Origin of the sequence: Pseudomonas fluorescens (assembly GCF_003732425.1) — a bacterium.
GTDB classification, from domain to species: domain Bacteria; phylum Pseudomonadota; class Gammaproteobacteria; order Pseudomonadales; family Pseudomonadaceae; genus Aquipseudomonas; species Aquipseudomonas fluorescens_BE.
In genome coordinates, this window is sequence record NZ_MOBX01000016.1 from 472,736 (window position 1) to 497,938 (window position 25,203).

26 protein-coding genes and 1 pseudogene are annotated in these 25,203 nt (G+C 59.5%); 19 read left to right on the forward strand and 8 right to left on the reverse strand.

Annotation, left to right across the window (positions count from 1 at the left end):
• The first annotated feature begins 50 nt into the window (after positions 1-50).
• Positions 51-410, forward strand: coding sequence for a cupin domain-containing protein (locus tag BK670_RS27870; protein WP_123454631.1), 360 nt, complete (start codon positions 51-53; stop codon positions 408-410).
• An 85-nt stretch (positions 411-495) separates the two neighbouring features.
• Positions 496-696, forward strand: a complete 201-nt coding sequence (locus BK670_RS27875; RefSeq protein ID WP_123454633.1) for a hypothetical protein — start codon at positions 496-498, stop codon at positions 694-696.
• A gap of 102 nt (positions 697-798) precedes the next feature.
• Here the strand turns inward: BK670_RS27875 and rpmG are convergent, their stop codons facing one another.
• Complete coding sequence (gene rpmG, locus BK670_RS27880) at positions 799-954, reverse strand: 50S ribosomal protein L33 (RefSeq protein WP_003177274.1); 156 nt, start codon at positions 952-954, stop codon at positions 799-801.
• Positions 955-965: 11 nt separating this feature from the next.
• On the reverse strand, positions 966-1,199 hold the full coding sequence (rpmB, locus tag BK670_RS27885) for a 50S ribosomal protein L28 (protein WP_007920377.1): 234 nt from the start codon (positions 1,197-1,199) through the stop codon (positions 966-968).
• Between the two features lie 448 nt (positions 1,200-1,647).
• Between rpmB and BK670_RS27890 the strand changes: the two genes are divergently transcribed.
• Positions 1,648-3,234, forward strand: coding sequence for an ABC transporter substrate-binding protein (locus tag BK670_RS27890; RefSeq protein WP_123454635.1), 1,587 nt, complete (start codon positions 1,648-1,650; stop codon positions 3,232-3,234).
• A 134-nt stretch (positions 3,235-3,368) separates the two neighbouring features.
• Here BK670_RS27890 and radC read toward each other — a convergent pair whose 3' ends face one another.
• The gene (gene radC, locus BK670_RS27900; protein WP_123454637.1) at positions 3,369-4,043 is read right to left on the reverse strand and encodes a RadC family protein; all 675 of its coding nucleotides are present in this window, start codon (positions 4,041-4,043) and stop codon (positions 3,369-3,371) included.
• A gap of 135 nt (positions 4,044-4,178) precedes the next feature.
• Here radC and coaBC point away from each other — a divergent pair, with 135 nt between their 5' ends.
• From coaBC to argB, 4 genes and pseudogenes are all read left to right on the forward strand, one after another.
• Complete coding sequence (gene coaBC, locus BK670_RS27905; protein WP_007920365.1) at positions 4,179-5,387, forward strand: bifunctional phosphopantothenoylcysteine decarboxylase/phosphopantothenate--cysteine ligase CoaBC; 1,209 nt, start codon at positions 4,179-4,181, stop codon at positions 5,385-5,387.
• A 5-nt stretch (positions 5,388-5,392) separates the two neighbouring features.
• On the forward strand, positions 5,393-5,848 hold the full coding sequence (gene dut / locus BK670_RS27910; RefSeq protein ID WP_016985816.1) for a dUTP diphosphatase: 456 nt from the start codon (positions 5,393-5,395) through the stop codon (positions 5,846-5,848).
• A 331-nt stretch (positions 5,849-6,179) separates the two neighbouring features.
• Positions 6,180-7,556: pseudogene (locus tag BK670_RS27920) on the forward strand (phosphomannomutase/phosphoglucomutase); the annotation flags it as partial.
• Positions 7,557-7,573: 17 nt separating this feature from the next.
• The gene (argB, locus tag BK670_RS27925) at positions 7,574-8,479 is read left to right on the forward strand and encodes an acetylglutamate kinase (protein ID WP_003229488.1); all 906 of its coding nucleotides are present in this window, start codon (positions 7,574-7,576) and stop codon (positions 8,477-8,479) included.
• 194 nt (positions 8,480-8,673) lie between these two features.
• Here the strand turns inward: argB and pyrE are convergent, their stop codons facing one another.
• Entirely contained in the window at positions 8,674-9,318 is a 645-nt protein-coding gene (gene pyrE / locus BK670_RS27935; RefSeq protein ID WP_008062842.1) for an orotate phosphoribosyltransferase, read from the reverse strand.
• Positions 9,319-9,400: 82 nt separating this feature from the next.
• Here pyrE and BK670_RS27940 point away from each other — a divergent pair, with 82 nt between their 5' ends.
• Positions 9,401-10,180 carry an exodeoxyribonuclease III gene (locus BK670_RS27940; protein ID WP_007920349.1) on the forward strand — a complete coding sequence of 260 codons (780 nt, stop codon included), beginning with the start codon at positions 9,401-9,403 and terminating at the stop codon, positions 10,178-10,180.
• A gap of 105 nt (positions 10,181-10,285) precedes the next feature.
• Here BK670_RS27940 and gltS read toward each other — a convergent pair whose 3' ends face one another.
• From gltS to rph, 3 genes are all read right to left on the reverse strand, one after another.
• Positions 10,286-11,494: a sodium/glutamate symporter gene (gene gltS / locus BK670_RS27945; protein ID WP_123454643.1), complete on the reverse strand. Its 1,209-nt coding sequence runs from the start codon at positions 11,492-11,494 to the stop codon at positions 10,286-10,288.
• A 391-nt stretch (positions 11,495-11,885) separates the two neighbouring features.
• Entirely contained in the window at positions 11,886-12,254 is a 369-nt protein-coding gene (locus BK670_RS27950; RefSeq protein ID WP_123454645.1) for a DUF4870 domain-containing protein, read from the reverse strand.
• Positions 12,255-12,282: 28 nt separating this feature from the next.
• Positions 12,283-13,005 carry a ribonuclease PH gene (gene rph / locus BK670_RS27955; protein ID WP_016985814.1) on the reverse strand — a complete coding sequence of 241 codons (723 nt, stop codon included), beginning with the start codon at positions 13,003-13,005 and terminating at the stop codon, positions 12,283-12,285.
• A gap of 270 nt (positions 13,006-13,275) precedes the next feature.
• Between rph and BK670_RS27960 the strand changes: the two genes are divergently transcribed.
• The 6 genes from BK670_RS27960 (at position 13,276) to BK670_RS27985 (ending at position 18,581) form a co-directional block, all read left to right on the forward strand.
• Positions 13,276-14,139 (forward strand): YicC/YloC family endoribonuclease, encoded by an 864-nt coding sequence (locus tag BK670_RS27960; protein ID WP_123454647.1) that lies wholly within the window; start codon positions 13,276-13,278, stop codon positions 14,137-14,139.
• 12 nt (positions 14,140-14,151) lie between these two features.
• On the forward strand, positions 14,152-14,772 hold the full coding sequence (gmk, locus tag BK670_RS27965; protein WP_123454649.1) for a guanylate kinase: 621 nt from the start codon (positions 14,152-14,154) through the stop codon (positions 14,770-14,772).
• A 167-nt stretch (positions 14,773-14,939) separates the two neighbouring features.
• Positions 14,940-15,203 carry a DNA-directed RNA polymerase subunit omega gene (gene rpoZ, locus BK670_RS27970; RefSeq protein ID WP_123454651.1) on the forward strand — a complete coding sequence of 88 codons (264 nt, stop codon included), beginning with the start codon at positions 14,940-14,942 and terminating at the stop codon, positions 15,201-15,203.
• Positions 15,204-15,260: 57 nt separating this feature from the next.
• Positions 15,261-17,366, forward strand: coding sequence for a bifunctional GTP diphosphokinase/guanosine-3',5'-bis pyrophosphate 3'-pyrophosphohydrolase (gene spoT, locus BK670_RS27975; protein ID WP_007920338.1), 2,106 nt, complete (start codon positions 15,261-15,263; stop codon positions 17,364-17,366).
• Positions 17,367-17,390: 24 nt separating this feature from the next.
• On the forward strand, positions 17,391-17,771 hold the full coding sequence (locus BK670_RS27980; RefSeq protein WP_003229509.1) for a RidA family protein: 381 nt from the start codon (positions 17,391-17,393) through the stop codon (positions 17,769-17,771).
• A gap of 69 nt (positions 17,772-17,840) precedes the next feature.
• Positions 17,841-18,581 carry a putative periplasmic lipoprotein gene (locus tag BK670_RS27985; protein WP_123454653.1) on the forward strand — a complete coding sequence of 247 codons (741 nt, stop codon included), beginning with the start codon at positions 17,841-17,843 and terminating at the stop codon, positions 18,579-18,581.
• 140 nt (positions 18,582-18,721) lie between these two features.
• Here the strand turns inward: BK670_RS27985 and BK670_RS27990 are convergent, their stop codons facing one another.
• Positions 18,722-19,579: an SDR family oxidoreductase gene (locus BK670_RS27990; protein ID WP_123454655.1), complete on the reverse strand. Its 858-nt coding sequence runs from the start codon at positions 19,577-19,579 to the stop codon at positions 18,722-18,724.
• Between the two features lie 188 nt (positions 19,580-19,767).
• Here BK670_RS27990 and exbB point away from each other — a divergent pair, with 188 nt between their 5' ends.
• The 5 genes from exbB (at position 19,768) to recG (ending at position 25,193) form a co-directional block, all read left to right on the forward strand.
• Complete coding sequence (gene exbB / locus BK670_RS27995; protein ID WP_123454657.1) at positions 19,768-20,721, forward strand: tonB-system energizer ExbB; 954 nt, start codon at positions 19,768-19,770, stop codon at positions 20,719-20,721.
• A gap of 6 nt (positions 20,722-20,727) precedes the next feature.
• Complete coding sequence (gene exbD, locus BK670_RS28000) at positions 20,728-21,156, forward strand: TonB system transport protein ExbD (protein WP_007920333.1); 429 nt, start codon at positions 20,728-20,730, stop codon at positions 21,154-21,156.
• A complete protein-coding gene (locus BK670_RS28005) occupies positions 21,153-21,899 on the forward strand; it encodes an energy transducer TonB family protein (RefSeq protein WP_093429658.1) in 747 nt (248 codons plus the stop codon). Before exbD ends, BK670_RS28005 begins: the two co-directional genes overlap by 4 nt.
• A 279-nt stretch (positions 21,900-22,178) precedes the next feature.
• Positions 22,179-23,108, forward strand: coding sequence for a hydrogen peroxide-inducible genes activator (locus BK670_RS28010; RefSeq protein WP_007920331.1), 930 nt, complete (start codon positions 22,179-22,181; stop codon positions 23,106-23,108).
• A gap of 9 nt (positions 23,109-23,117) precedes the next feature.
• Entirely contained in the window at positions 23,118-25,193 is a 2,076-nt protein-coding gene (gene recG, locus BK670_RS28015; protein WP_123454659.1) for an ATP-dependent DNA helicase RecG, read from the forward strand.
• The last annotated feature ends 10 nt before the right edge of the window (positions 25,194-25,203 follow it).

The window sequence follows — 25,203 nt, forward strand, 5'->3', positions numbered from 1 at the left end:
GACTTCCGCCCATTCCAACCATCGCGCCGTCATCACGGGAGAAAACAACAATGAACATCCAGAACGTCGTCGACATCAGCCTGACCAGCAGCGAAGCCGAACGCTATCGCCCAGACCCGGCCAAAGTGCTCAAGGGTGATCCTGAACAAGCCGTGTTTCATCAATACGAAAGCCCTTGTGGGCAGATGGGCGTCGGCGTGTGGGAAGGTGCGGTGGGTCAGTGGACGGTGAATTACACCGAGCATGAATACTGCGAAATCCTGCAGGGGGTTTCGGTGCTGCGTGACAGCGATGGCAATGCCAAGACCTTGCGGGTTGGTGATCGCTTTGTAATTCCGGCGGGGTTTCGCGGGACATGGGAAGTGCTGGAAGCGTGCCGCAAGATCTATGTGATTTTTGAGAAAAAATAACTATGTACCGCACGGCCTGGCGAAACTGATCAGAAAATCGGGAGGCCTGAAACAGGCACCGAACTCACGCATAAGGAAATGCGATATGACCAATGAAGAAGCACTGCAACAAATTCGACACCTGATCGGTACCCGCTTCGTACCCAGCGTAGTGGCTTACATCCGCGAGCTGACGGGCATTACAACTATTCGTGCCGGGCACGTTCGCACCACCGATATCCGTACTAATCGCCTGAACATTAACGAGGATCCAGCAGGCAATATCCATTCATTCAGCTTTAACTGAGATCAGTCCACACCCAGACCTGTGGATCAATCCACGGTAGCTCCAACAAAAAAGGCCCGTATCGTGAGATACGGGCCTTTTTCGTAAGTCCGGAAAAATCAATTACTTGATTTTGCCTTCCTTGTAGATCACGTGCTTGCGAACAACCGGATCATATTTCTTGATCTCGATTTTGTCCGGGGTAGTACGCTTGTTCTTGTCGGTAGTGTAGAAGTGACCAGTACCGGCGCTCGAGATCAAACGAATCAATTCACGCATGATTAGCTCCCTTAAATCTTGCCATCGCGGCGAAGTTCGGCGAGCACGACAGTGATGCCACGCTTGTCGATGATACGCATGCCTTTGGCAGATACGCGCAGACGCACAAAACGTTTCTCTTCTTCAACCCAGAAGCGGTGATGCTGCAGGTTCGGCAGGAAACGACGACGGGTTTTGTTGTTTGCGTGGGAAATGTTATTCCCAGTCACCGGACCCTTACCGGTAACTTGACATACTCTCGACATGCCTCAGCCCTCTAAAACCACATGCCCAACCCGGCATGGGTTGGCCGCTTAATCTCTCAGTCATTTGGCGCCAGGCGCCGCGTTTCTTTAGAGGTCTTACCGGCTACACCTACAGTGAAGGAACCGGGCCCCTAGAAAAGAGCGCTGCTTTATACCAGAAAGACTTCGCAGCAACAACAATCGGTGTGCAATCAATCGGTAAAAAGGCGTTTTTTCAGCCTGCGAACGCCTTGGATAAAGGCTGGCATCGATTTTTACCACTCGTCGCAGAAAACCGCTCTTGCCGGCGATCCCGACTTTTTGCCGCGCGCCGCGGTCTGAAAAACCGCCATCACTGTGCCCCGAAAATGCAAAAAGGGGATAGTCATTTGTAATCCAGACCTCTAGGGTAGGCCTTTTCCAGACTGCACTTGCAGATGGGCCTTCGATCTGTAAAAGGAAACCGACCATGCGCCTCGCTGCCTTACCCCTGTTGCTCGCCCCGCTCCTGCTGAGCCCTCTGGCCCAGGCCGCCGCGCTGAGCGTCTGCACCGAGGCCAGCCCTGAAGGGTTCGACGTGGTGCAGTACAACTCGCTGACCACCACCAACGCCTCGGCCGACGTACTGATGAACCGCCTGGTGGATTTCGACACCGCCAGCGGCAAAGTCGTGCCGAGCCTGGCCGATAGTTGGGAAGTCAGCACCGATGGCCTGACTTACGTCTTCAAGCTACACCCGCAGGTGAAGTTTCATACGACTGACTATTTCAAGCCGAGCCGTGAGCTGAGCGCCGAAGACGTCAAATTCAGTTTCGACCGCATGCTCGATCCGGCCAACCCGTGGCACAAGGTCGCCCAGAGCGGCTTCCCGCATGCGCAATCGATGCAGTTGCCAGCGCTGATCAAGAAGATCGACGCGCTCGATCCGCTGACCGTGCGCTTCACCCTTGATCACCCGGATTCGACGTTCCTCGCTACCCTGAGCATGGGCTTCGCCTCGATCTACTCCGCCGAATACGCTGACAAACTGATGAAGGCCGGTGCCACGGACAAGCTCAACAGCCAGCCGATCGGCACCGGCCCGTTCGTGTTCAATCGCTTCCAGAAAGACGCGGCGATTCGCTACAAGGCCAACCCGGATTACTTCGGCGGCAAGCCTTCGGTGGACCCATTGATCTTCGCCATCACCCCGGACGCCAACGTGCGCCTGCAAAAGCTGCGACGCAATGAATGCCAGATCGCCCTGTCGCCAAAACCACTGGACGTACAGGCAGCGCTGAAAGAACCGACGCTGAAAGTCGAAAAAACTGACGCCTTCATGACCGCTTTCGTTGGCATCAACAGCCAGCACCCACCGCTGGACAAGCCAGAGGTACGTCAGGCCATCAACCTCGCCTTCGACAAGGCCAATTACATCAAGGCTGTGTTTGAAGACACCGCCGAAGCCGCCAACGGCCCTTACCCGCCGAATACCTGGAGCTACGCGAAGAATCTGCCGGGCTATCCGCACGATGTTGCCAAAGCCAAGGCGCTGATGGCCAAGGCCGGTTTGAAAGACGGCTTCCAGACCACCATCTGGACGCGTCCGTCAGGCAGCCTGCTCAATCCAAACCCAAGCTTGGGTGCACAGATGTTGCAGTCGGATCTGGCGGAAATCGGCATTCAGGCGGAAATCCGCGTGATCGAGTGGGGCGAACTGATTCGTCGCGCCAAGGCGGGCGAGCATGATCTGCTGTTTATGGGCTGGGCAGGCGACAACGGCGACCCGGACAACTTCCTCACGCCACAGTTTTCCTGCGCGGCGGTCAAGTCGGGCACCAACTTCGCTCGGTACTGCAACGCCGATCTCGACAAGCTGATCAGCGCCGGCAAGACCACCAGCGAGCAAGGCGTGCGCACCAAACTGTATGAGCAGGCGCAAACGCAGATTCAGCAGCAGGCGTTGTGGCTACCGCTGGCGCACCCGACCGCTTATGCGCTGACGCGTAAAGACGTGCAGGGTTACTCGGTAAGCCCCTTTGGCCGCCAGGACTATTCGAAGGTAAACCTGAAATAACCTGCCCTGCACATCACCTGTAGGAGTGAGCCTGCTCGCGATGGCGTCATTTCAGTCAACCCATTCGGTGACTGGAAAATTGCTATCGCGAGCAGGCTCACTCCTACAGGGGTTTAGCGTTTTTCCCCTGAACTTTACATCCAGCCACACTCCGCCATCGATAACGGCTCACCATCGCCCACGATGAAGTGATCGAGCACCCGCACATCAATCAGCTCCAGCGCCTTCTGCAAACGCTTGGTCAGCAATCGATCGGCCTGACTCGGGTCAGTGTTCCCCGATGGATGGTTGTGGCACAGGATCAACGCAGCGGCGTTATTGGCCAAACATCGCTTCACAACCTCGCGTGGATGCACGCTGGTGTTGTCGATTGAGCCGCGAAACAGTATCTCGAAATTCAGTACTTGATGTTTGGAGTCGAGAAACAGGCAACCAAACACCTCATGCGGTTCGTGACGCAGCATCGATTTCAGATAATCGCGAACGACCTGAGGGTTTTCCAGGGCTGGTTTCTGCCGGGATTTCTCAGCCAGATGCCGCCTGTTCATTTCCTGAGCAGCTTGAAGTTGCGCAAACTTCGCCGGCCCGAGCCCCAATTGTTTGCTGAATGAGTCCTGATCGGACTCAAGCAGCAAACGCAGGCTGCCGAATTGAGTCAACAGGTTGCGCGCCAGATCCACAGCACTTAGTCCGGGCAAGCCAGTACGCAGAAAAATCGCCAGTAACTCAGCGTCCGATAGGCTCGCTGCCCCGTGTTCCAACAACCTTTCCCGCGGGCGTTCCGCCGCAGGCCAATCGCGAATACTCATAGCACTTCCCTGTCTGTGGGCGCCGCTGTTCCGTAGCGGTCGCTGTGATATCTTAGCCCATCTTTTTTGCGGGCGAATTCACCCTGGGGAGGGGGTTTCGCCACGTATGTCACCCACGAAATGAAAGGCAGACCTATGCAGCGGCTGTATCGGAAACGCATCGTTCTGGGCGTCGGCGGCGGCATCGCGGCCTACAAGAGCGCCGATCTGGTTCGTCGCCTGATCGATCAGGGCGCCGAAGTGCGCGTGGTCATGACCCATGGCGGCGCCGAGTTCATCACCCCGCTGACCATGCAAGCGCTGTCCGGCCACCCGGTCCACCTCGACTTGCTCGACCCGGCCGCCGAGGCCGCGATGGGCCACATCGAACTGGCGAAATGGGCCGATCTGGTGCTGATCGCCCCGGCCACCGCCGACCTGATCGCCCGCCTGGCCCAAGGCATCGCCAACGATTTGCTGACCACCCTGGTGCTGGCCACCGACGCCGTTGTGGCTGTCGCGCCGGCAATGAATCAGGCGATGTGGCGTGACCCGGCGACCCAGGCCAACCTGCAACTCCTTGAAAGCCGTGGCCTGAAGACCTTCGGCCCGGCCTCGGGCAGCCAGGCCTGCGGCGACGTCGGCATGGGCCGGATGATGGAGGCCACCGACCTCGCACAATGCGCGGCGGACTGCTTCCAGCGGCAGGCGCTGACCGGTAAACACGTGGTGATTACCGCCGGCCCGACCCAGGAAAACATCGACCCGGTGCGCTACATCACCAACCACAGCTCCGGCAAAATGGGCTTTGCCCTCGCCGAAGCCGCAGTGGAAGCCGGCGCCCGTGTCACGCTGATCAGCGGCCCGGTACACCTGCCGACGCCGGATCGCGTCACGCGTATCGACGTGGTCAGCGCCCGCGATATGCTCGCGGCCTGTGAGTCGGCGATCCCGTGCGACGTATTTATCGCCTCGGCAGCGGTCGCGGACTACCGTCCGGAAGTCGTCGCCCCGCAAAAACTCAAGAAAGATCCTACGAGCGGTGATGGCTTCGTCCTGCAAATGGTGCGTAACCCGGACATCCTGGCCACCATCGCGACCCGTCCCGACCGTCCGTTCAGTGTCGGTTTCGCCGCCGAGACCGAACACCTGCTCGACTACGCTGCACGCAAGCTGAAGGACAAGAATCTCGATTTGATCGTCGCCAACGACGTCGCCAATCCGAGCATCGGCTTCAACAGCGAAGAAAACGCCTGCAGCGTGATTGACCGTGCGCTGCACGCCACGGTTTTCGCCCAGACCAGCAAGAGCAAGATCGCTCGCCAACTGGTCACTTTTATCGCCGAACGTCTGAACCAGGTTTAATTTACATGCACGCTTTGCAAGCCAAGATCCTCGACCCACGCATCGGTACCGAATTCCCGCTGCCGCAATACGCCACCCCGGGCTCCGCCGGCCTCGACCTGCGCGCCATGCTGGAACAGGACATCGTGATCAAACCGGGTGAAACCGTGCTGATCCCCACCGGTCTGTCGGTATACATCGGCGACCCGAACCTCGCCGCGCTGATCCTGCCGCGCTCGGGCATGGGCCATAAGCACGGTATCGTGCTGGGCAACCTCGTCGGCCTGATCGACTCGGACTACCAGGGCCCGCTGATGGTGTCCTGCTGGAACCGTGGCCAGACCGATTTCACCATGACCGTCGGCGAACGCCTGGCGCAGCTGGTGCTGGTACCGGTGGTGCAGGCGCATTTCGAAATGGTTGAAGAGTTCGTCGAAACCGAACGCGGCACTGGCGGTTTCGGCCATACCGGCACCAAATAACAGATAACCCGTTACTGTGGCGAGGGATCTTGCTCCCGCTTGGGTGCGCAGCGCCCACAAGATCTTTGGGGCCGCTACGCAGCCCAGCGGGAGCAAGCTCCCTCGCCACAAAAAATGCGCTACATCGGCAGCAGGTTTTAACACCGAAAATCAGGGTTTTGCCGGCCGAAAGCCACGCCCGCCGAGGCATCATGGCCCTTTCACACCACGAACTCTCTGTGGAAAACGCCGTCATACCCTTCAGTTTGAGCCTGCCGTCGAACGATTCGTCGGTCTGTCCCGCCACTTTCGAGATGGAGCATTTCCGTAGATGAGCACCCCAGCCAAGATCGCCCCGAAGCTGCCCGACAGCATTTTCCGCGCCTATGACATTCGCGGCACCGTGCCGGAATTCCTCAATGCCGAAACCGCTTACTGGATCGGCCGCGCCATTGGTTCGCAGAGCCTGGCCCAAGGTGAGCCGAATGTATCCGTCGGTCGCGACGGCCGTTTGTCCGGTCCTGAGCTGGTTGCAGAACTGATTCGCGGTATCGCCGAAAGCGGCTGCCACGTCAGTGATGTCGGCCTGGTGCCGACGCCAGCGCTGTACTACGCCGCCAACGTCCTGGCCGGCAAATCCGGGGTGATGCTCACCGGCAGCCACAACCCGTCGAACTACAACGGCTTCAAGATCGTCATCGCTGGCGACACCCTCGCCAACGAACAGATCCAGGCCCTGCACGAGCGCCTCAAGACCAACAACTTGAGCAGCGGCACGGGCAGCGTCACCCAGGTCGAAATCCTCGACCGCTACAACACCGAAATCGTCCAGGACATCAAACTGGCCCGGCGCATGAAGGTCGTGGTCGATTGCGGCAACGGCGCGGCTGGTGTGATCGCCCCGCAACTGATCGAAGCGCTGAATTGCGAAGTCATCCCGCTGTTCTGCGAGGTCGATGGTAACTTCCCCAACCACCACCCGGATCCGGGCAAGCCTGAGAACCTCGTCGACCTGATCGCCAAGGTCAAGGAAACCAACGCCGATATCGGCCTGGCTTTCGACGGCGACGGCGACCGTGTCGGTGTGGTGACCAACACCGGCAGCATCGTTTACCCCGATCGCCTGCTGATGCTGTTCGCCCGCGACGTGGTGGCGCGCAACCCGGACGCGGAAATCATCTTTGACGTCAAATGCACCCGCCGCCTGGTGCCGCTGATCAAGGAATACGGTGGTCGTCCGCTAATGTGGAAGACCGGTCACTCGTTGATCAAAAAGAAAATGAAACAATCCGGTGCTCTATTGGCCGGTGAAATGAGCGGGCACATCTTCTTCAAGGAGCGCTGGTTCGGTTTCGACGATGGCATCTACAGCGCCGCACGGCTGCTGGAGATCCTCAGCAAGGAAAAATCCACCGCGGAAGAGCTGTTTGCGACCTTCCCGAACGATATTTCTACGCCGGAAATCAATATCCATGTGACCGAAGAGAGCAAATTCAGCATCATTGATGCACTGCACGACGCCCAGTGGGGCCCAGGCGCTGACCTGACCACCATTGACGGCGTGCGAGTCGATTACGCCAAAGGCTGGGGCCTGGTGCGCGCGTCCAACACCACACCGGTGCTGGTGCTGCGCTTCGAGGCCGATGACGAGGCTGAATTGCAGCGCATCAAGGATGTGTTCCACGCCCAACTGAAACGCGTTGCACCTGATCTCCAACTACCGTTCTGATTCACCCGGAGCCCTGAATGACCCTCGAACGCGAAGCCGCCGCCCACACCGCCCAGGTCCTGTCCGAAGCGTTGCCTTACATCCGACGTTATGTCGGCAAGACCCTGGTGATCAAATACGGCGGCAACGCGATGGAAAGCGAGGAGCTGAAAACCGGCTTCGCACGCGACATCGTCTTGATGAAGGCCGTGGGCATCAACCCGGTCGTGGTTCACGGCGGCGGCCCGCAGATCGGTGATCTGCTCAAGCGCCTGTCGATCGAAAGCCACTTCGTCGATGGCATGCGCGTCACCGACGCCGCAACCATGGATGTGGTGGAAATGGTCCTTGGCGGCCAGGTCAACAAAAGCATCGTCAACCTGATCAACCGTCACGGCGGCAGTGCCATCGGCCTGACCGGTAAAGACGCCGGGCTGATTCGTGCGAAGAAGCTCACGGTGACCCGCCAGACCCCGGAGATGACTCAACCGGAAATCATCGACATCGGTCAGGTCGGTGAAGTGGTCGGCATCAATACCGAACTGCTGAACCTGCTGGTCAAAGGCAACTTCATCCCGGTGATTGCGCCGATCGGCGTCGGTGAAAACGGCGAGTCTTACAACATCAACGCCGACCTGGTGGCCGGTAAAGTCGCCGAAGCGCTGAAAGCGGAGAAGCTGATGCTGCTGACCAACATCGCCGGCCTGATGGACAAGTCGGGCACCGTGTTGACCGGCCTGAGCACGCAGCAGGTCGACGACCTGATCGCCGACGGCACCATCTACGGCGGCATGCTGCCGAAGATCCGCTGCGCACTGGAAGCGGTTCAGGGCGGCGTGGGCAGCTCGCTGATCATCGACGGCCGTGTACCGAATGCGATCCTGCTGGAAATCTTCACCGACACCGGTGTGGGTACGCTGATCAGCAATCGCAAGCGTCCTTAAGCAGTAACGCACACAAAAAGACCCCGCTCAGCCAGGCTGAGCGGGGTCTTTTTTTGCCTGCAACCTCTGTGGCATAGCATTTTGTGGCGAGGGAGCTTGCTCCCGCTTGAGTGCGCAGCGCTCATACGCCTTTTGGGTCTGCTACGCAGCCCAGCGGGAGCAAGCTCCCTCGCCACAAAAGCTCACTCCACAGTTCAGACGCCGAACTGAGCGCGATAGGCTTCCACGGCTGGCAGGTGTTGCTTGAGTTGCGGATCATCGGCGAGGAATTCCAGCACCTGATTCAGCGAAACAATGCTGATCACCGGAATGCCGAAGTCGCGCTCGACTTCCTGAATCGCCGACAACTCGCCGTTGCCACGCTCCTGACGGTTCAGGGCGATCAGCACGCCAGCCGCCTTGGCGCCGTCCTGAGACGCGATGATCTGCATCACTTCGCGGATTGCCGTACCGGCGGTGATCACGTCGTCAATGATCAGCACGTCGCCAGTCAACGGAGCGCCGACCAGGCTGCCGCCTTCGCCGTGGGCCTTGGCTTCCTTGCGATTGAAGCACCATGGCAGGTCACGGCCGTGGTGCTCGGCCAGTGCGACGGCAGTGGTCGCCGCCAGCGGGATGCCTTTGTAGGCCGGGCCAAACAGAACGTCGAAAGAAATGCCGCTCTCGGCAATGGCTGCAGCGTAGAAACGCCCCAGCTGCGCCAGGGCCGAACCCGAGTTGAACAGGCCGGCGTTGAAGAAGTAAGGACTGGTGCGCCCGGACTTCAGGGTGAACTCACCGAAGCGCAAAACGCCGCGATCGATGGCAAAACGAATGAAATCGCGCTGATACGCTTGCATGAAAAAAACCCCAAATACCACGGATTTAGCTAATTAGCTTGACGCCGTGTATCATACACGCACGCGATTTTTGGGGCCATTTATGCGGATCATCAGTGTGAACGTCAATGGTATTCAGGCTGCAGTCGAGCGTGGTTTGCTCAGTTGGCTGCAAGCACAGAATGCCGACGTCATCTGCCTGCAGGACACCCGTGCCTCCGCCTTTGAACTGGATGACCCAGCCTTCCAACTGGATGGCTACTTCCTTTATGCCTGCGATGCTGAAGTCCCTGCCCAAGGCGGCGTGGCTTTGTACTCGCGGTTGCAACCGAAGGCTGTCATCAGCGGTCTCGGTTTCGAGACGGCCGACCGCTACGGGCGCTACCTGCAAGCAGATTTCGACAAAGTCAGTATTGCCACCTTGCTGCTCCCTTCGGGGATGAACGGCGATGAGGACTTGAACCAGAAGTTCAAGCTCATGGACGACTTCGGCAAGTACCTGGACAAACAGCGGCGCAAACGTCGCGAGTACATTTATTGTGGCTCGCTGTACGTGGCACAGCAGAAGCTCGACATCAAGAACTGGCGCGACAGCCAGCAATCCCCGGGCTTCCTGGCGCCAGAACGCGCCTGGATGGACGAGATTGTCGGCAACATGGGCTATGTCGATGCCCTGCGCGAAGTCAGCCGCGAAGGCGACCAGTACAGCTGGTGGCCGGACAATGAACAGGCCGAGATGCTCAATCTGGGCTGGCGCTTCGACTACCAGATCCTGACCCCAGGCCTGCGCCGCTTCGTGCGCAGTGCGCGCCTGCCACGTCAGCCACGGTTCTCGCAGCATGCGCCGTTGATCGTCGACTACGACTGGACGCTGACCATCTAAGCGTCGATTCGCCGACACAAAAATGCCCGTATCGAAAGATTCGGGCATTTTTTATGCGTCAGACCAGGGAAAGCGGGCTAACGCTCGTCGCTCGCGACGCTATGATCAAACAGCGGCAAAAAACGGTAGGGCCAAGTACAGCTTGATCACGATGACGTTAATGATGTCGATAAAGAACGCCCCCACCATGGGCACAACGAGAAACGCAATCTGCGAAGGCCCGTAGCGCTGCGTCACCGCCTGCATGTTGGCGATAGCCGTTGGCGTCGCGCCCAGACCAAACCCGCAGTGCCCCGCCGCCAATACCGCCGCATCGTAATTGCGGCCCATCATTCGGAACGTCACGAAAATCGCAAACAGCGCCATCACCAAAGCCTGCGCAGCCAGGATGATGAAGATCGGCAATGCCAGAGCGGCGAGATCCCACAGCTTGAGCGACATCAAGGCAATCGCCAGAAACAGCGACAGGCTGACATTGCCCAGCACCGACACTTCACGCTCGAATACCTGATACAGGCCCAACGCCGATAGCCCATTACGTAGCACCACACCTACGAACAAAACGCAGACAAACGTCGGCAACTCGAAGGCGGTTCCATGAAGCAGGCCATTGAGAACGTTGCCGGCCAATAAACTGACAGCGATCAGAGCCAGCGTCTCGATGAACGAAAAGGGGGTAATCGAGCGCTCTTTGTTCGGCTGTTCGAAGCCCTTTGGCAACCGAGGCGTTTCCTGAGGCTGGCAACCCGGCACCTGCACATGCTTGATGAGCAGACGAGCCACCGGCCCACCAATCAAGCCACCCAGCACCAGGCCGAATGTTGCGGAGGCAATCGCAAGCTCGGAGGCCGAAGCCAGACCGTACTTTTCACTGAACACCGCACCCCACGCCGCCCCCGTACCGTGACCACCTGCCAACGTGATCGAGCCCGTCAGCAGGCCCATCAACGGATCAAGTCCCAGCGTTTTGGCCAGACCAATGCCCAAGGCGTTCTGAACCACCAGAAGCCCGGTAACCGCCAGGAGAAAAATGCCGACTACGCGACCACCCTTCATCAGGCTGGCAAAGTCTGCGCTCAAACCGATAGTGGCAAAGAATGCCAACATCAAAGGCGTTTGCAGTGAAGTATCGAATCTGATTTCTATATCAAAAGTACGCAGCATCAATAAAACCAGAGCAACCACCAAGCCACCGGCGACGGGTTCAGGAATATTGTAATTACGCAGAAATCCGACTCGTGCAGTAAGTCCGCGCCCCAGTAAAAGCACCAGAGAGGCGGCCACGAGCGTTCCATAAAAATCGAGCTGAATCATTGGGATTATTCTTGGCTGTATATTCATCAGGCGCACTTTTACCCGCGCACGCCCACAGAATCGGCTGATTGTCTCAACACTGATTGATTTGGAATTCAAGAACCTTCGATGGCTTGAATATATCGAGATATTTCTGAAACAACGTTGTACGGAGTAACCTTAACAATCGCCAAGTCTTATTGCCAAGGACTGAGATCGCACTAAAGCACTACAGTTGTGACTAAAAGTGTAGGAGTTCAATGCACATATAAAATATCTACTACCGCTTGTCGCAGGTAGAACTAGTCCTACACGAAAGAGTAATTAGTCGAGTTGCAAAAACCCAAATGCCCCGACAAGTCAGGGCATTTGTATTAAAACCTTGCGAATTCCGGAGGCTTCGAATTGATCGTTATTTGATCAGCCGCCAGGTGAATGGATAACGATAAGGGAACCCTTCATTGGCTTTCACCCCCGCGATGATCGTCAATATCAGCGCCCCAATGGCCAGCAGGCCCAGCAGGAAGAAGCCAATAATCAGCAACATCAGCAGAAAGCAGATAGCCGCAGCAATCGCCACGGTAATCTGAAAATTCAGCGCTTCTTTGCCCTGAGCATCAATGAACGGGTCCGTGTCGCGCTTCATCTGCCACAGAATCAAGGGTCCGATCAGATTGCCGAACGGAATCCATATCCCCAGCAAGGCGGACAAGTGACAAAACATCGCCCATTGGCGAACCTCCTGGCTCGGCTTGGGCAGCAGCTCTTGCTCGTCACTCATCGCGTCCTCCTTGCGGTTAAAAACCTGCTCAGTCGGCCAGTGCAGCCTTTTGCAGTTCGAAGATTTCGTTCATGCCTTGTTTGGCCAGTTCCAGCATGGCGTTCAAGTCTTCAGGCTGGAATGGCGCGCCTTCGGCGGTGCCCTGCACTTCGATGAAACCACCGGTGCTGGTCATCACCACGTTGAGGTCAGTCTCGGCAGCGGAATCTTCAAGATAGTCCAGATCCAGCACAGCCTCGCCCTGATACATGCCGACCGATACCGCACCGATCATTTGCTTGAGCGGGTCGCCGCCCTTCAGGCCGCCACGTTTCTTGATCACTTTCAGCGCATCAACCAGGGCAACCATGGCGCCGGTGATCGAAGCAGTGCGGGTGCCGCCGTCAGCCTGGATCACGTCGCAGTCGACGTACAGGGTAACGTCGCCCAGCTTGGACATGTCCAGCGCAGCGCGCAGGGAGCGGCCGATCAGACGCTGGATTTCCAGGGTGCGACCGCCCTGCTTGCCACGGCTGGCTTCACGCTGGTTACGCTCGCCGGTGGCGCGCGGCAGCATGCCGTATTCGGCGGTCAACCAACCTTGGCCCTGGCCTTTGAGGAAGCGCGGCACGCCGTTTTCGACGCTGACGGTGCAGATGACTTTGGTATCACCGAATTCGACCAGTACGGATCCCTCGGCGTGTTTGGTGTAGTTGCGGGTAATGCGGATCGAGCGGAGCTGATCGGCAGCGCGACCACTTGGACGTTTCATAGGGAATACCTGTACTGGGGACGGAAAACTGCCGAGCATTATAGAGCGCTGCACCGCGCCTGGGCACTCGTTAAAAATACCGACCGACGATCGAAGGACCTGAAACACCCATTACCGACGGGCTGCAGCCCTTTGTCACACCGTGTGTTTGGGCGCATTCGCCGCACTGCGCTACAATCCTGCGCCTTTGCTGCCAGTCGGCTTAAATTCATTGATATCGAGCCTGCGGAACATCCCTGCTGCGCCGATCTGCATTGCGAGGTCACCGCCATGGTGCACAGCATGACCGCCTTCGCCCGCGTCGAAAAAGCCGGCGCACAGGGCACCCTGAGCTGGGAGCTGCGCTCGGTCAACAGCCGCTACCTTGAACCCCACCTGCGTTTGCCTGAGTCGTTTCGCGACCTCGAAGGCGCGGTGCGTGAAGCACTGCGTCAGGGCCTGTCGCGGGGCAAACTCGAATGCACCCTGCGATTCACCGAAGAAAGCACCGGCAAAACCCTGCAAGTCGATCGCGAACGCGCCGCGCAACTGGTCGCTGCGGCGGAGACCGTTGCCGGCCTGATCAAGAACCCTGCCGCACTCAATCCACTTGAAGTACTGGCCTGGCCCGGCGTACTGGTGGGCGATGCGACCGACCCGCAGGCGCTGAGTGCCGACGCACTGGCTCTGTTCAATCAAGGTTTGAAAGAGTTGAAGGCCGGCCGCGAGCGCGAAGGCGCGGAGCTGGCTCGCCTGATCAACGAACGCCTGACATCCATTGAAGAAGACGTTGTGACCCTGCGCGAACTGGTGCCGCAGATGCTGGCCACCCAGCGCCAGAAAGTTCTCGACCGCTTCGCCGACATGAAGGCCGAGCTGGATCCGCAGCGCCTGGAACAGGAAATGGTCATCCTCGCGCAAAAGAGCGATGTGGCCGAAGAACTGGATCGCCTGAGCACCCACATCATCGAAGTGCGCCGGGTGCTCAAATCCGGTGGAGCGGCCGGTCGCCGCCTGGATTTCCTGATGCAGGAACTCAACCGCGAAGCCAACACACTGGGCTCCAAGGCCTTCGACCCGCGCAGCACCCAAGCCGCCGTCAACCTCAAGGTGTTGATCGAGCAGATGCGTGAACAAGTGCAGAATATTGAGTAAGGCTATCCCGACATGACCCACAGCACCGGCACCCTGTACATCATTTCCGCCCCATCGGGCGCGGGCAAGAGCAGTCTGGTCAAGGCGTTGACCGACGCCATTCCGGAAATTCGCGTTTCGGTTTCCCACACCACCCGCGCCATGCGTCCAGGTGAAGTGGACGGCGTGAACTATCACTTCGTGACCCGCGAAGAGTTCGTGAAGATGGGCGAGCATGGCGACTTCCTCGAACGCGCCGAAGTCTTCGGCAACTTCTATGGCACCTCGCAAAGCCGCCTGCAGCAGACGCTGGACGAAGGTCACGACCTGATTCTGGAAATCGATTGGCAGGGCGCCGAGCAAGTGCGCAAGCTGATGCCGCAGGCACGCTCGGTCTTTATCCTGCCGCCGTCGCTTCAGGCCCTGCACCAGCGCCTGACCAACCGCGGCCAGGACAGCGACGAGATCATTGACGGGCGGATGCGCGAAGCGGTCAGCGAGATGAGTCACTATGTCGAGTACGACTACCTGATCATCAACGACGATTTTGCTCACGCACTGGACGATCTGAAGGCGATTTTTCGCGCCAATCAACTCCAACAGAAACGCCAGCAGGTACGTTTCGGCAAATTGCTGGCCGAATTGCTCGGTTAATCAGCACTTCCCAAAACAGCTGCAAGCGCTTTACATTGGTGCTTGCAGCGCGTTGAAGGGCTTGGTCAAAAAATCAGCGCTTCCCTAATCGCTGGTGATTTTTTAAACTGTTGAGTCCGCTCGCCCAACCGGGCAGCGCGCATATTGCATTCGCTCCGAGGAATACCATGGCCCGCGTAACCGTTGAAGACTGCCTAGAACACGTGGAAAACCGCTTTGAGCTGGTCATGCTCTCTACCAAGCGTGCCCGTCAACTGGCCACCGGCGGCAAAGAGCCACTGGTTCAGTGGGAAAACGACAAGCCTACCGTTGTAGCGCTGCGTGAAATCGCTGAAGGCCTGATGAGCTACGAGTACATCGCCGAGCAGGAAATCGTCCAGGATGAGCCGCTGTTCGCAGCGTTCGAGGACGAGTCCAACGAGGCCGTCTAAGCCTATGCCTGGTCGACGTAGCACGGCGCGGGATCACAGCTTGCGGCAGGATTTATCATGCCGAGCATAGACGCCCTCGCCGATCGCTTATCGACCTACCTCGGCAACGACCAGGTCAACCTGGTCCGCCGAGCGTATTTCTACGCCGAACAAGCCCACGACGGCCAACGCCGCCGCAGCGGTGAGGCGTACGTCACGCATCCTCTTGCCGTGGCGAATATTCTTGCCGACATGCACATGGACCATCAGAGCCTGATGGCCGCGATGCTGCATGACGTGATCGAAGACACCGGTATCGCCAAAGAAGCGCTGCAAGCGCAGTTCGGTGAAACCGTGGCCGAACTGGTCGACGGGGTCAGCAAACTGACCCAGATGAATTTCGAGACCAAGGCCGAAGCCCAAGCGGAAAACTTCCAGAAAATGGCCATGGCCATGGCGCGCGACATCCGCGTGATCCTGGTCAAGCTCGCCGACCGCCTGCACAACATGCGCACGCTGGAAGTACTGTCCGGGGAAAAACGCCGCCGGATCGCCAAGGAAACCCTCGAAATCTACGCGCCCATCGCCAACCGGCTGGGCATGCATGCGATCCGCATCGAATTCGAAGACCTCGGCTTCAAGGCCATGCACCCGATGCGTTCCGCGCGGATCTACCAGGCGGTCAAGCGCGCCCGGGGCAACCGCAAGGAAATCGTCAACAAGATCGAAGAATCCCTCGGCCATTGCCTCGCCATCGACGGCATCCAGGGTGAAGTCAGCGGTCGTCAGAAACATCTCTACGGCATCTACAAGAAAATGCGCGGCAAGCGTCGGGCCTTCAACGAGATCATGGACGTCTACGCGTTCCGGATCATCGTCGACAAGGTCGATACCTGCTACCGCGTGCTAGGCGCTGTACATAATTTGTACAAACCGTTGCCGGGTCGCTTCAAGGATTACATCGCGATTCCCAAAGCCAACGGCTATCAGTCGCTGCACACCACGCTGTTCGGCATGCACGGCGTACCGATCGAGATCCAGATCCGTACCCGTGAAATGGAAGAGATGGCCAACAACGGCATTGCCGCCCATTGGCTGTACAAATCCAGCGGTGACGAACAACCAAAAGGCACCCATGCCCGCGCCCGTCAGTGGGTCAAAGGCGTGCTGGAAATGCAGCAACGTGCCGGCAACTCGCTGGAATTCATTGAAAGCGTGAAGATCGACCTGTTCCCGGACGAGGTCTACGTGTTCACGCCCAAAGGCCGGATCATGGAGCTGCCGAAAGGCTCCACGGCGGTCGACTTCGCGTACGCGGTGCACACCGACGTCGGCAACAGCTGCATCGCCTGCCGGATCAACCGGCGTCTCGCGCCGCTGTCCGAACCGTTGCAAAGCGGCTCCACGGTCGAGATCGTCAGCGCTCCCGGTGCGCGGCCAAACCCGGCGTGGCTCAACTTCGTGGTCACCGGCAAGGCACGCACGCACATCCGTCATGCGCTGAAACTGCAACGCCGCTCCGAATCCATCAGCCTTGGCGAACGCCTGCTGAACAAAGTGCTCAACGGTTTCGACAGCTCGCTGGAAAAAATCCCGGCCGAGCGCGTCAAGGCCATGCTCACCGAGTATCGCCTCGAACTGATCGAAGACCTGCTCGAAGACATTGGCCTGGGCAACCGCATGGCCTATGTGGTCGCCCGCCGCCTGCTTGGCGAAGGCGAACAGTTGCCAAGCCCGGAAGGCCCGTTGGCGATTCGTGGCACCGAAGGTCTGGTGCTCAGCTACGCCAAGTGCTGCACACCGATCCCGGGCGACCCGATTGTCGGGCACCTGTCGGCGGGCAAAGGCATGGTCGTGCACCTCGACAACTGCCGCAATATCAGCGAAATCAGGCACAACCCGGAAAAATGCATCCAGCTCTCGTGGGCCAAGGATGTCACCGGCGAATTCAACGTCGAACTGCGCGTCGAGCTGGAACACCAGCGCGGCCTGATCGCTCTGCTGGCCAGCAGCGTCAACGCGGCCGACGGCAATATCGAGAAAATCAGCATGGACGAACGCGATGGTCGCATCAGCGTGGTCCAGTTGGTGGTCAGCGTCCACGACCGTGTGCACCTGGCCCGCGTGATCAAGAAGCTGCGCGCCTTGACCGGGGTGATCCGCATCACCCGCATGCGTGCATAACCTGCCTATTACAAGGAGTCATATATGACCAAAACCGTAATCACCAGCGACAAGGCCCCGGCCGCCATCGGTACTTACTCCCAGGCGATCAAGGCAGGCAACACCGTTTACATGTCGGGCCAGATTCCGCTGGACCCAAAAACCATGGAACTGGTGGAAGGCTTCGAAGCCCAGACCGTACAGGTGTTCGAGAACCTCAAAGCCGTGGCCGAAGCCGCCGGCGGTTCGTTCAAGGACATCGTCAAACTGAACATCTTCCTCACCGACTTGAGCCACTTCGCCAAGGTCAACGAGATCATGGGCAAGTACTTCGACCAGCCATACCCGGCCCGCGCCGCCATCGGCGTAGCTGCCCTGCCAAAGGGTTCGCAGGTTGAAATGGATGCCATTCTGGTCATCGAGTGATGCGCACGGCGCGGCCTTCAACCGCCGCGCCGACTGCTCAGCAAGAAAAGGTTTTGAAAGGATTCCACCATGCGCAAAGCGCTAGCTCTCCCGCTGCTCGCCATTTTCCTCGGCGGCTGCGCCAGCAACCCTGCCGACCGTGACATCAGCGGCACCTGGATCAACCAGGTGGCGATCGATGCCGCAGCCAAGGGCGGCCCCCTGCGCGAAGCGCTTCAGGCTTACGGCCCGAACCTTGAGTGGGACGTCAACACCAAGGCCGGTCAAGCCCGCTACACCAACGGTTTTGAGAACGTCGAAGGACGGCTGCTGGGCGAACAGTCCGGCGCCTGGAAAGTCGACTTCTATGGCAGCTCCGCCAGTGAGCTGAAACGCGACGGCGGGCAACTGCAGCAAGCCGCCAGCGAGAACGAACCCGAGCAGGTTTTCGACCGTGCCCAGATTCCTGTGCCGGAAGGTGCACCGATCGGTGCCAGTTTCGAACGTGCGCTGTATTCGGCCTACATGGGCGGTAACTGGACAATCGCCAGCGGTCAGGGCGAAGGCGGCACCGTGCAGTTCCAGGCTGACGGCCAGGTGTCCGGCCTGCCCGGCGCCGACCGTTATGCCTTGTGCCTGGCGGGCGATTGCGCGTCGATGAGCAGCACCAACGACAACATGTGGTTGCAGCTAAACGGTCAGGGCAACGCCTATATCTTTGCGCGCAAGGGCAAGGAGCTGGAGATCTTCCAGGCGGTGAACACGGCACTGGCGGATGAAATGCCGCAATACACGCCGGGCGAGCGCAAGTGGTTGCTCGAAAAGCAGTAAGCACACTCGGAAGCACCGCAGATCCAATGTAGGAGTGAGCCTGCTCGCGATAGCTATTTAACAGTCAGCATATGTGTTGAATGTTAAGGCCTCATCGCGAGCAGGCTCACTCCTACAGTTGTATTGGGGGTGCCTGGGAGTCAGCACTTACCTTCGAGGATCGCCGCGTAACCTTCGCGGTAGCTTGGGTAAGTCGGCATCCAGCCCAACGCTTTAGCCCGGGCATTGCTGCAACGCTTGCTGCCCGTGCGCCGAACGCTGGCGTCTTCCGCCCATTCGGTAACGCCCAGATACTCTCGCAACCAGGCCACCACTTCGGCCAAGGGCGCCGGTGCATCGTCGACGCCGATGTAGAAATCCTCCAGCTTCACGCCCTGTCGATCCTTCTCCAACAGAAACGCCAGTAATCCCGCCGCGTCGTCAGCATGAATCCGATTGCCATACAGCGGCGGCTCCACCGCCACGCGATAACCGCGACGTACCTGGGTCAGCAGCCATTCGCGGCCCGGGCCGTAAATCCCGGTCAGGCGCAGGATGCTCGCAGGGATGCCGCTGTTTAGAGCCACCTGCTCCGCCTCCAGCATCAAGCGCCCGGAATAACCGGCAGCGACGGTTTCTGATTGCTCATCCACCCACGCACCATCCTGCTGCCCATACACACTGCTGCTGGACACGAAGACCAGCCGCTCAGGCACCTGCCCGTAATCCTCCAGCCAGCTCAGGACATTCTGCAAACCCTGCACATAAGCCGCACGATAACCGGCCTCATCGTGATCGGTGGCAGCGGCGCAATACACCAGATAGTCCACGGCACCCACCGGCCAGGTCACCGGGCACTCTTCGTTGAACAGATCGCCGGCAACGCCAATCACCCCGTCGGGCAGCTTCGAAACATCCCGGCGCAAGCCATGAACTTCCCAGCCAGCCGCCAGCAATTGCCTGGCCAGACGACTGCCGACATCACCACAACCGGCAATCAAAACAGAAGGCGCGGACATCAAAAAACTCCTATCGGAAAGACACAGACTAGCGCTGGCAAAGGACGGACGGCTAGCAATGAAGGAAAAAAAGATACTCTATTACTTTTGTTAACAAGAATTACTTGCAATAATGCACGCCACTTTTGTTCTCGGCCTTACGAGGCCTGGTAGAGCATCACCGTTTTTCTATCTCAGGTCCGGCCAGCATGACACGCAATCAAATCCCCGCTTCGCCAACCAATCGACCTCGCGCCTGGAGCGCAGTGGCGGCTTTGCTGCTCAGCCTGATGCTGGCACCGACCGCCGCTTTCGCCGACGCCCAGGCACCGGCCACTCCGGCCGCCACCGAGCAAAGCGCACCTGCCGCCACTCCGGCTGCCCCGGCCGCTACCGATCCGGTACAGGCTGTTGATGCTGCCGACGTCCCTGAAGTCCTCGAAGCCGACAACTCCCTGGGCATGGCCCACGACCTGTCGCCGTGGGGCATGTACCAGAACGCCGACATCATCGTGAAAATCGTGATGATCGGTCTGGCCATCGCGTCCATCATCACCTGGACCATCTGGATTGCCAAAGGCTTCGAGCTGATGGGCGCCAAGCGTCGTCTGCGTGGCGAAATCGCCGCCCTGAAGAAAGCCACCACCCTTAAAGAAGCCAGCACCACGGCGGCGAAGGAAGGCACCCTCGCCAACCTGCTGGTGCACGACGCGCTCGAAGAAATGCGCCTGTCGGTCAACAGCCGCGAGAAAGAAGGCATCAAGGAGCGCGTCAGCTTCCGTCTCGAGCGCCTGGTGGCAGCCTGCGGTCGCAACATGAGCAGCGGCACCGGCGTCCTCGCCACCATCGGTTCCACCGCGCCGTTCGTGGGCCTGTTCGGTACCGTGTGGGGCATCATGAACTCCTTCATCGGTATCGCCAAAACCCAGACCACCAACCTCGCCGTCGTGGCGCCAGGTATTGCCGAAGCACTGCTGGCCACCGCACTGGGTCTGGTTGCGGCGATTCCTGCGGTAGTGATCTACAACGTTTTCGCCCGCTCCATCGCCGGTTACAAAGCGCAGGTTTCCGATGCCTCGGCAGAAGTTCTGCTGCTGGTCAGTCGCGACCTCGATCACCAGCCTGAGCGCAGCTCGCAACCGCACATGGTGAAAGTGGGGTAATCGGCCATGGGCCTGCATTTGAAAGAAGGCGCAGACGACGATCTGGCCGAGAACCACGAAATCAACGTCACGCCGTTCATCGACGTGATGCTGGTGTTGTTGATCATCTTCATGGTGGCCGCTCCATTGGCCACTGTGGATATCAAAGTCGACCTGCCTGCTTCGACCGCCAAACCGGCGCCGCGGCCAGAAAAACCGGTGTTCCTCAGCGTCAAGGCTGACCAGCGCCTGTACATCGGTGACGACGAAGTCAAAGCCGAAACCCTTGGCGCCGTACTCGACGCCAAGACCCAGGGCAAGAAAGACACCACCATCTTCTTCCAGGCCGATAAAGGCGTGGATTACGGCGACCTGATGAGCGTGATGGACAAACTGCGCTCGGCCGGTTACCTGAAGGTCGGTCTGGTCGGACTTGAGACGGCAGCCAAGAAATGATCACCACGCGCCATAAGCTGACGCGTTACAGCGGTAGCCTGGCCGTGGTGCTGGGCGTTCATGCGCTAGCCATCGCGCTGGCGCTGAACTGGACCGCCCGCCCGCCCATCGAATTGCCGCCGCAGGCAATGATGGTCGAGCTGGCCCCGGTTCCGGCCCCGCCACCGCCTGCTCCGCCGAAAGTCGTCACACCGCCGCAGCCACCGGCTCCGGTTGAAGAGTTGCCGATTCCGAAGCTGGCCGAAGCCCCGAAAGCTGAAATCGCGGTGCAGAAACCCAAACCGAAGCCAAAGCCTAAACCGCCGAAGCCGGTCGAGAAGAAGCTGCCTGATCCACCGAAGGAAAAACCTTCCGAGGAGAAACCGGCCGACACGCCACCGACTCCAGCGCCGACGGAGAAATCTGCTGCACCTGCGCCGGGTCCGTCACCGGCTCAATTGGCCGCCAAGGCCAGCTGGCAAGGCACCCTGCTCGCGCATTTGGCCAAGTACAAAAAGTACCCGCAAAGTGCTCAGGCACGGGGCAAGGAAGGCTTGAACCGACTGCGTTTCGTGGTAGATGCCGAAGGTAATGTGCTGTCGTTTGAACTGGTGGGCCGCTCCGGCAACGCCGATCTGGACCGGGCCACCCTGGAAATGATCCGCCGCGCACAACCGCTGCCCAAGCCACCGGCTGACATGTTGACCAATGGCTCGATCGAAATTGTTGCGCCGTTTGTGTACTCGCTCGAACGCCGCCGCTAAGCAACACCGCAGTACCTGTAGGAGTGAGCCTGCTCGCGATGGGGCCGTGTCAGTCAGTCATTTATCGCCTGACACACCGCTATCGCGAGCAGGCTCACTCCTACAAAGGTTCTTCGTCAGCCGTAAGAAACCCACCAAAAAGGCACCGAAAGGTGCCTTTTGCATATCTATCCACGGCAAACCCACATTGCCCGGTGTCGCACGCCTCCCTCAGTCTGATAACGTGCGTCTATCGATTGCAGCCGGTATGCTTGGCCCGCATCTTCATGGACGCTTGCTATGACCCTCACAGAATTACGCTACATCGTTACCCTCGCCCAAGAGCAGCATTTCGGCCACGCCGCCGAACGTTGCCACGTCAGCCAGCCGACCCTTTCGGTGGGCGTGAAGAAACTTGAAGACGAACTCGGTGTGCTGATTTTCGAGCGCAGCAAAAGCGCCGTGCGCCTGACCCCGGTTGGCGAAGGCATCGTCGCCCAGGCGCAGAAAGTGCTGGAACAAGCCCAAGGCATTCGTGAACTGGCCCAGGCCGGAAAGAACCAGCTGACTGCCCCGCTGAAAGTCGGCGCGATCTATACCGTCGGCCCGTATCTGTTCCCGCACCTGATTCCACAACTGCACCGGGTCGCCCCGCAGATGCCGTTGTACATCGAAGAAAACTTCACCCACGTGCTGCGCGACAAACTGCGCAACGGCGAGCTCGACGCGATCATCATCGCCCTGCCGTTCAACGAAGCCGACGTGCTGACCCTGCCGCTCTACGACGAGCCCTTCTACGTCTTGATGCCGGCCCAGCACCCGTGGACGCAAAAAGAAACCATCGACGCCGGCCTGCTCAACGACAAGAGCCTGCTGCTACTCGGCGAAGGCCACTGCTTCCGCGATCAAGTGCTGGAAGCGTGCCCGACCCTGACCAAGGGCAACGACGGCGCCAAGCACACCACGGTCGAATCCAGCTCGCTGGAAACCATTCGGCACATGGTTGCCTCTGGCCTGGGCATCTCGATCCTGCCGTTGTCGGCCGTCGACAGCCATCACTACGCCCCGGGCGTGATCGAAGTGCGACCACTGTCGCCGCCGGTGCCGTTTCGCACCGTGGCCATTGCCTGGCGCGCGAGTTTCCCACGGCCGAAAGCCATCGAGATCCTCGCCGACTCCATTCGCCTGTGTTCGGTGGCCAAGCCAGCGGCACCGGTTACAGCCGGTTAAGCGAGCGTCATGACGGAGCTGTCGCAAGTGTCGGTGACGGCACTCAAGGGTGTCGGCGAAGCCATGGCCGAGAAATTGGCCAAGGTCGGTCTGGAGAATCTGCAGGACGTGCTGTTTCACCTGCCGCTGCGTTATCAGGATCGCACCCGCGTGGTGCCGATCGGCGCACTTCGGCCGGGACAAGACGCCGTGGTCGAAGGCACCGTCAGCGGCGCCGATGTGGTCATGGGCCGCCGCCGCAGCCTCGTCGTGCGCCTGCAGGACGGCACCGGCGGCCTCAGCCTGCGCTTCTACCATTTCAGCAATGCGCAGAAAGAAGGCCTTAAGCGCGGCACGCGGGTTCGCTGCTACGGCGAAGCCCGGCCCGGCGCGTCAGGCCTGGAAATCTACCACCCGGAATACCGCGCCATCACCGGTGACGAACCGCCGCCAGTGGATGAAACCCTGACCCCGGTCTACCCGCTCACCGAAGGCCTGACCCAGGCGCGTCTGCGTCAGTTGTGCCTGCAAACGCTGACCCTGCTCAAGCCAGACACCTTGCCCGACTGGCTGCCGACCGAACTGGCGCGCGACTATCAACTGGCACCACTGGCCGATGCGATCCGCTACCTGCACAACCCGCCCGCCGATGCCGACGTCGACGAACTCGCCCTCGGCCATCACTGGGCCCAGCATCGTCTGGCCTTCGAAGAACTGCTGACTCATCAACTGTCGCAACAACGTCTGCGCGAAAGCATGCGTTCGCTACGCGCGCCAGCGATGCCGAAAGCAACCAAATTGCCGCCGAAATATCTGGCCAACCTCGGCTTCAACCCGACCGGCGCGCAACAGCGCGTCGGCAACGAAATCGCCTACGACCTCAGCCAGCACGAACCGATGTTGCGGCTGATTCAGGGTGACGTCGGCGCAGGCAAAACCGTGGTCGCCGCCCTCGCTGCATTGCAAGCACTGGAGGCCGGTTATCAGGTCGCGCTGATGGCGCCGACCGAGATCCTTGCGGAACAACACTTCATCACCTTCAAGCGCTGGCTCGAACCGCTGGGCATTGAAGTCGCGTGGCTGGCCGGCAAGCTCAAGGGCAAGAACCGCGTCGCTGCGCTGGAACAAATCGCCAGCGGCACGCCGATGGTGGTCGGCACTCACGCGCTGTTCCAGGACGAAGTGCAGTTCAAGAATCTGGCGCTGGTGATCATCGACGAACAGCACCGCTTCGGCGTGCAGCAGCGTCTGGCGCTGCGGCAGAAAGGCGTCGGCGGGCGCATGTGCCCGCATCAACTGATCATGACTGCCACGCCGATTCCACGCACGCTGGCGATGAGCGCCTACGCCGACCTCGACACTTCGATCCTCGATGAACTACCGCCGGGTCGAACGCCGGTCAACACCGTGCTGGTCACCGACACGCGCCGCGTCGAAGTCATCGAACGGGTGCGCAGTGCTTGCGCCGAAGGGCGTCAAGCCTATTGGGTGTGCACGCTGATTGAAGAGTCGGAAGAGCTGACCTGTCAGGCCGCCGAAACCACGTTTGAAGACCTCACCCTCGCCCTCGGCGAACTGAAAGTCGGGCTGATTCACGGGCGCATGAAACCCGTCGAGAAAGCCGCCGTCATGGCCGAATTCAAGGCCGGCAACCTGCAACTGCTGGTCGCTACCACGGTGATCGAAGTGGGCGTCGACGTGCCCAACGCCAGCCTGATGATCATCGAAAACCCCGAGCGTCTTGGCCTCGCGCAACTGCACCAATTGCGCGGCCGGGTTGGCCGGGGCAGCGCCGCCAGCCATTGCGTGCTGCTCTACCATCCGCCGCTGTCGCAGATCGGTCGTCAGCGCCTGGGCATCATGCGCGAGACCAACGACGGCTTCGTCATCGCCGAAAAAGACCTCGAACTGCGCGGCCCCGGGGAAATGCTCGGCACCCGCCAGACCGGCCTGCTGCAATTCAAGGTCGCCGACCTGATGCGCGACGCCGACTTATTGCCCGCCGTACGCGATGCCGCGCAAGCACTGCTGGAACGCTGGCCGACTCATGTCAGCCCATTGCTCGACCGCTGGCTGCGCCATGGGCAGCAATACGGCCAAGTGTGAGCACCGTCGC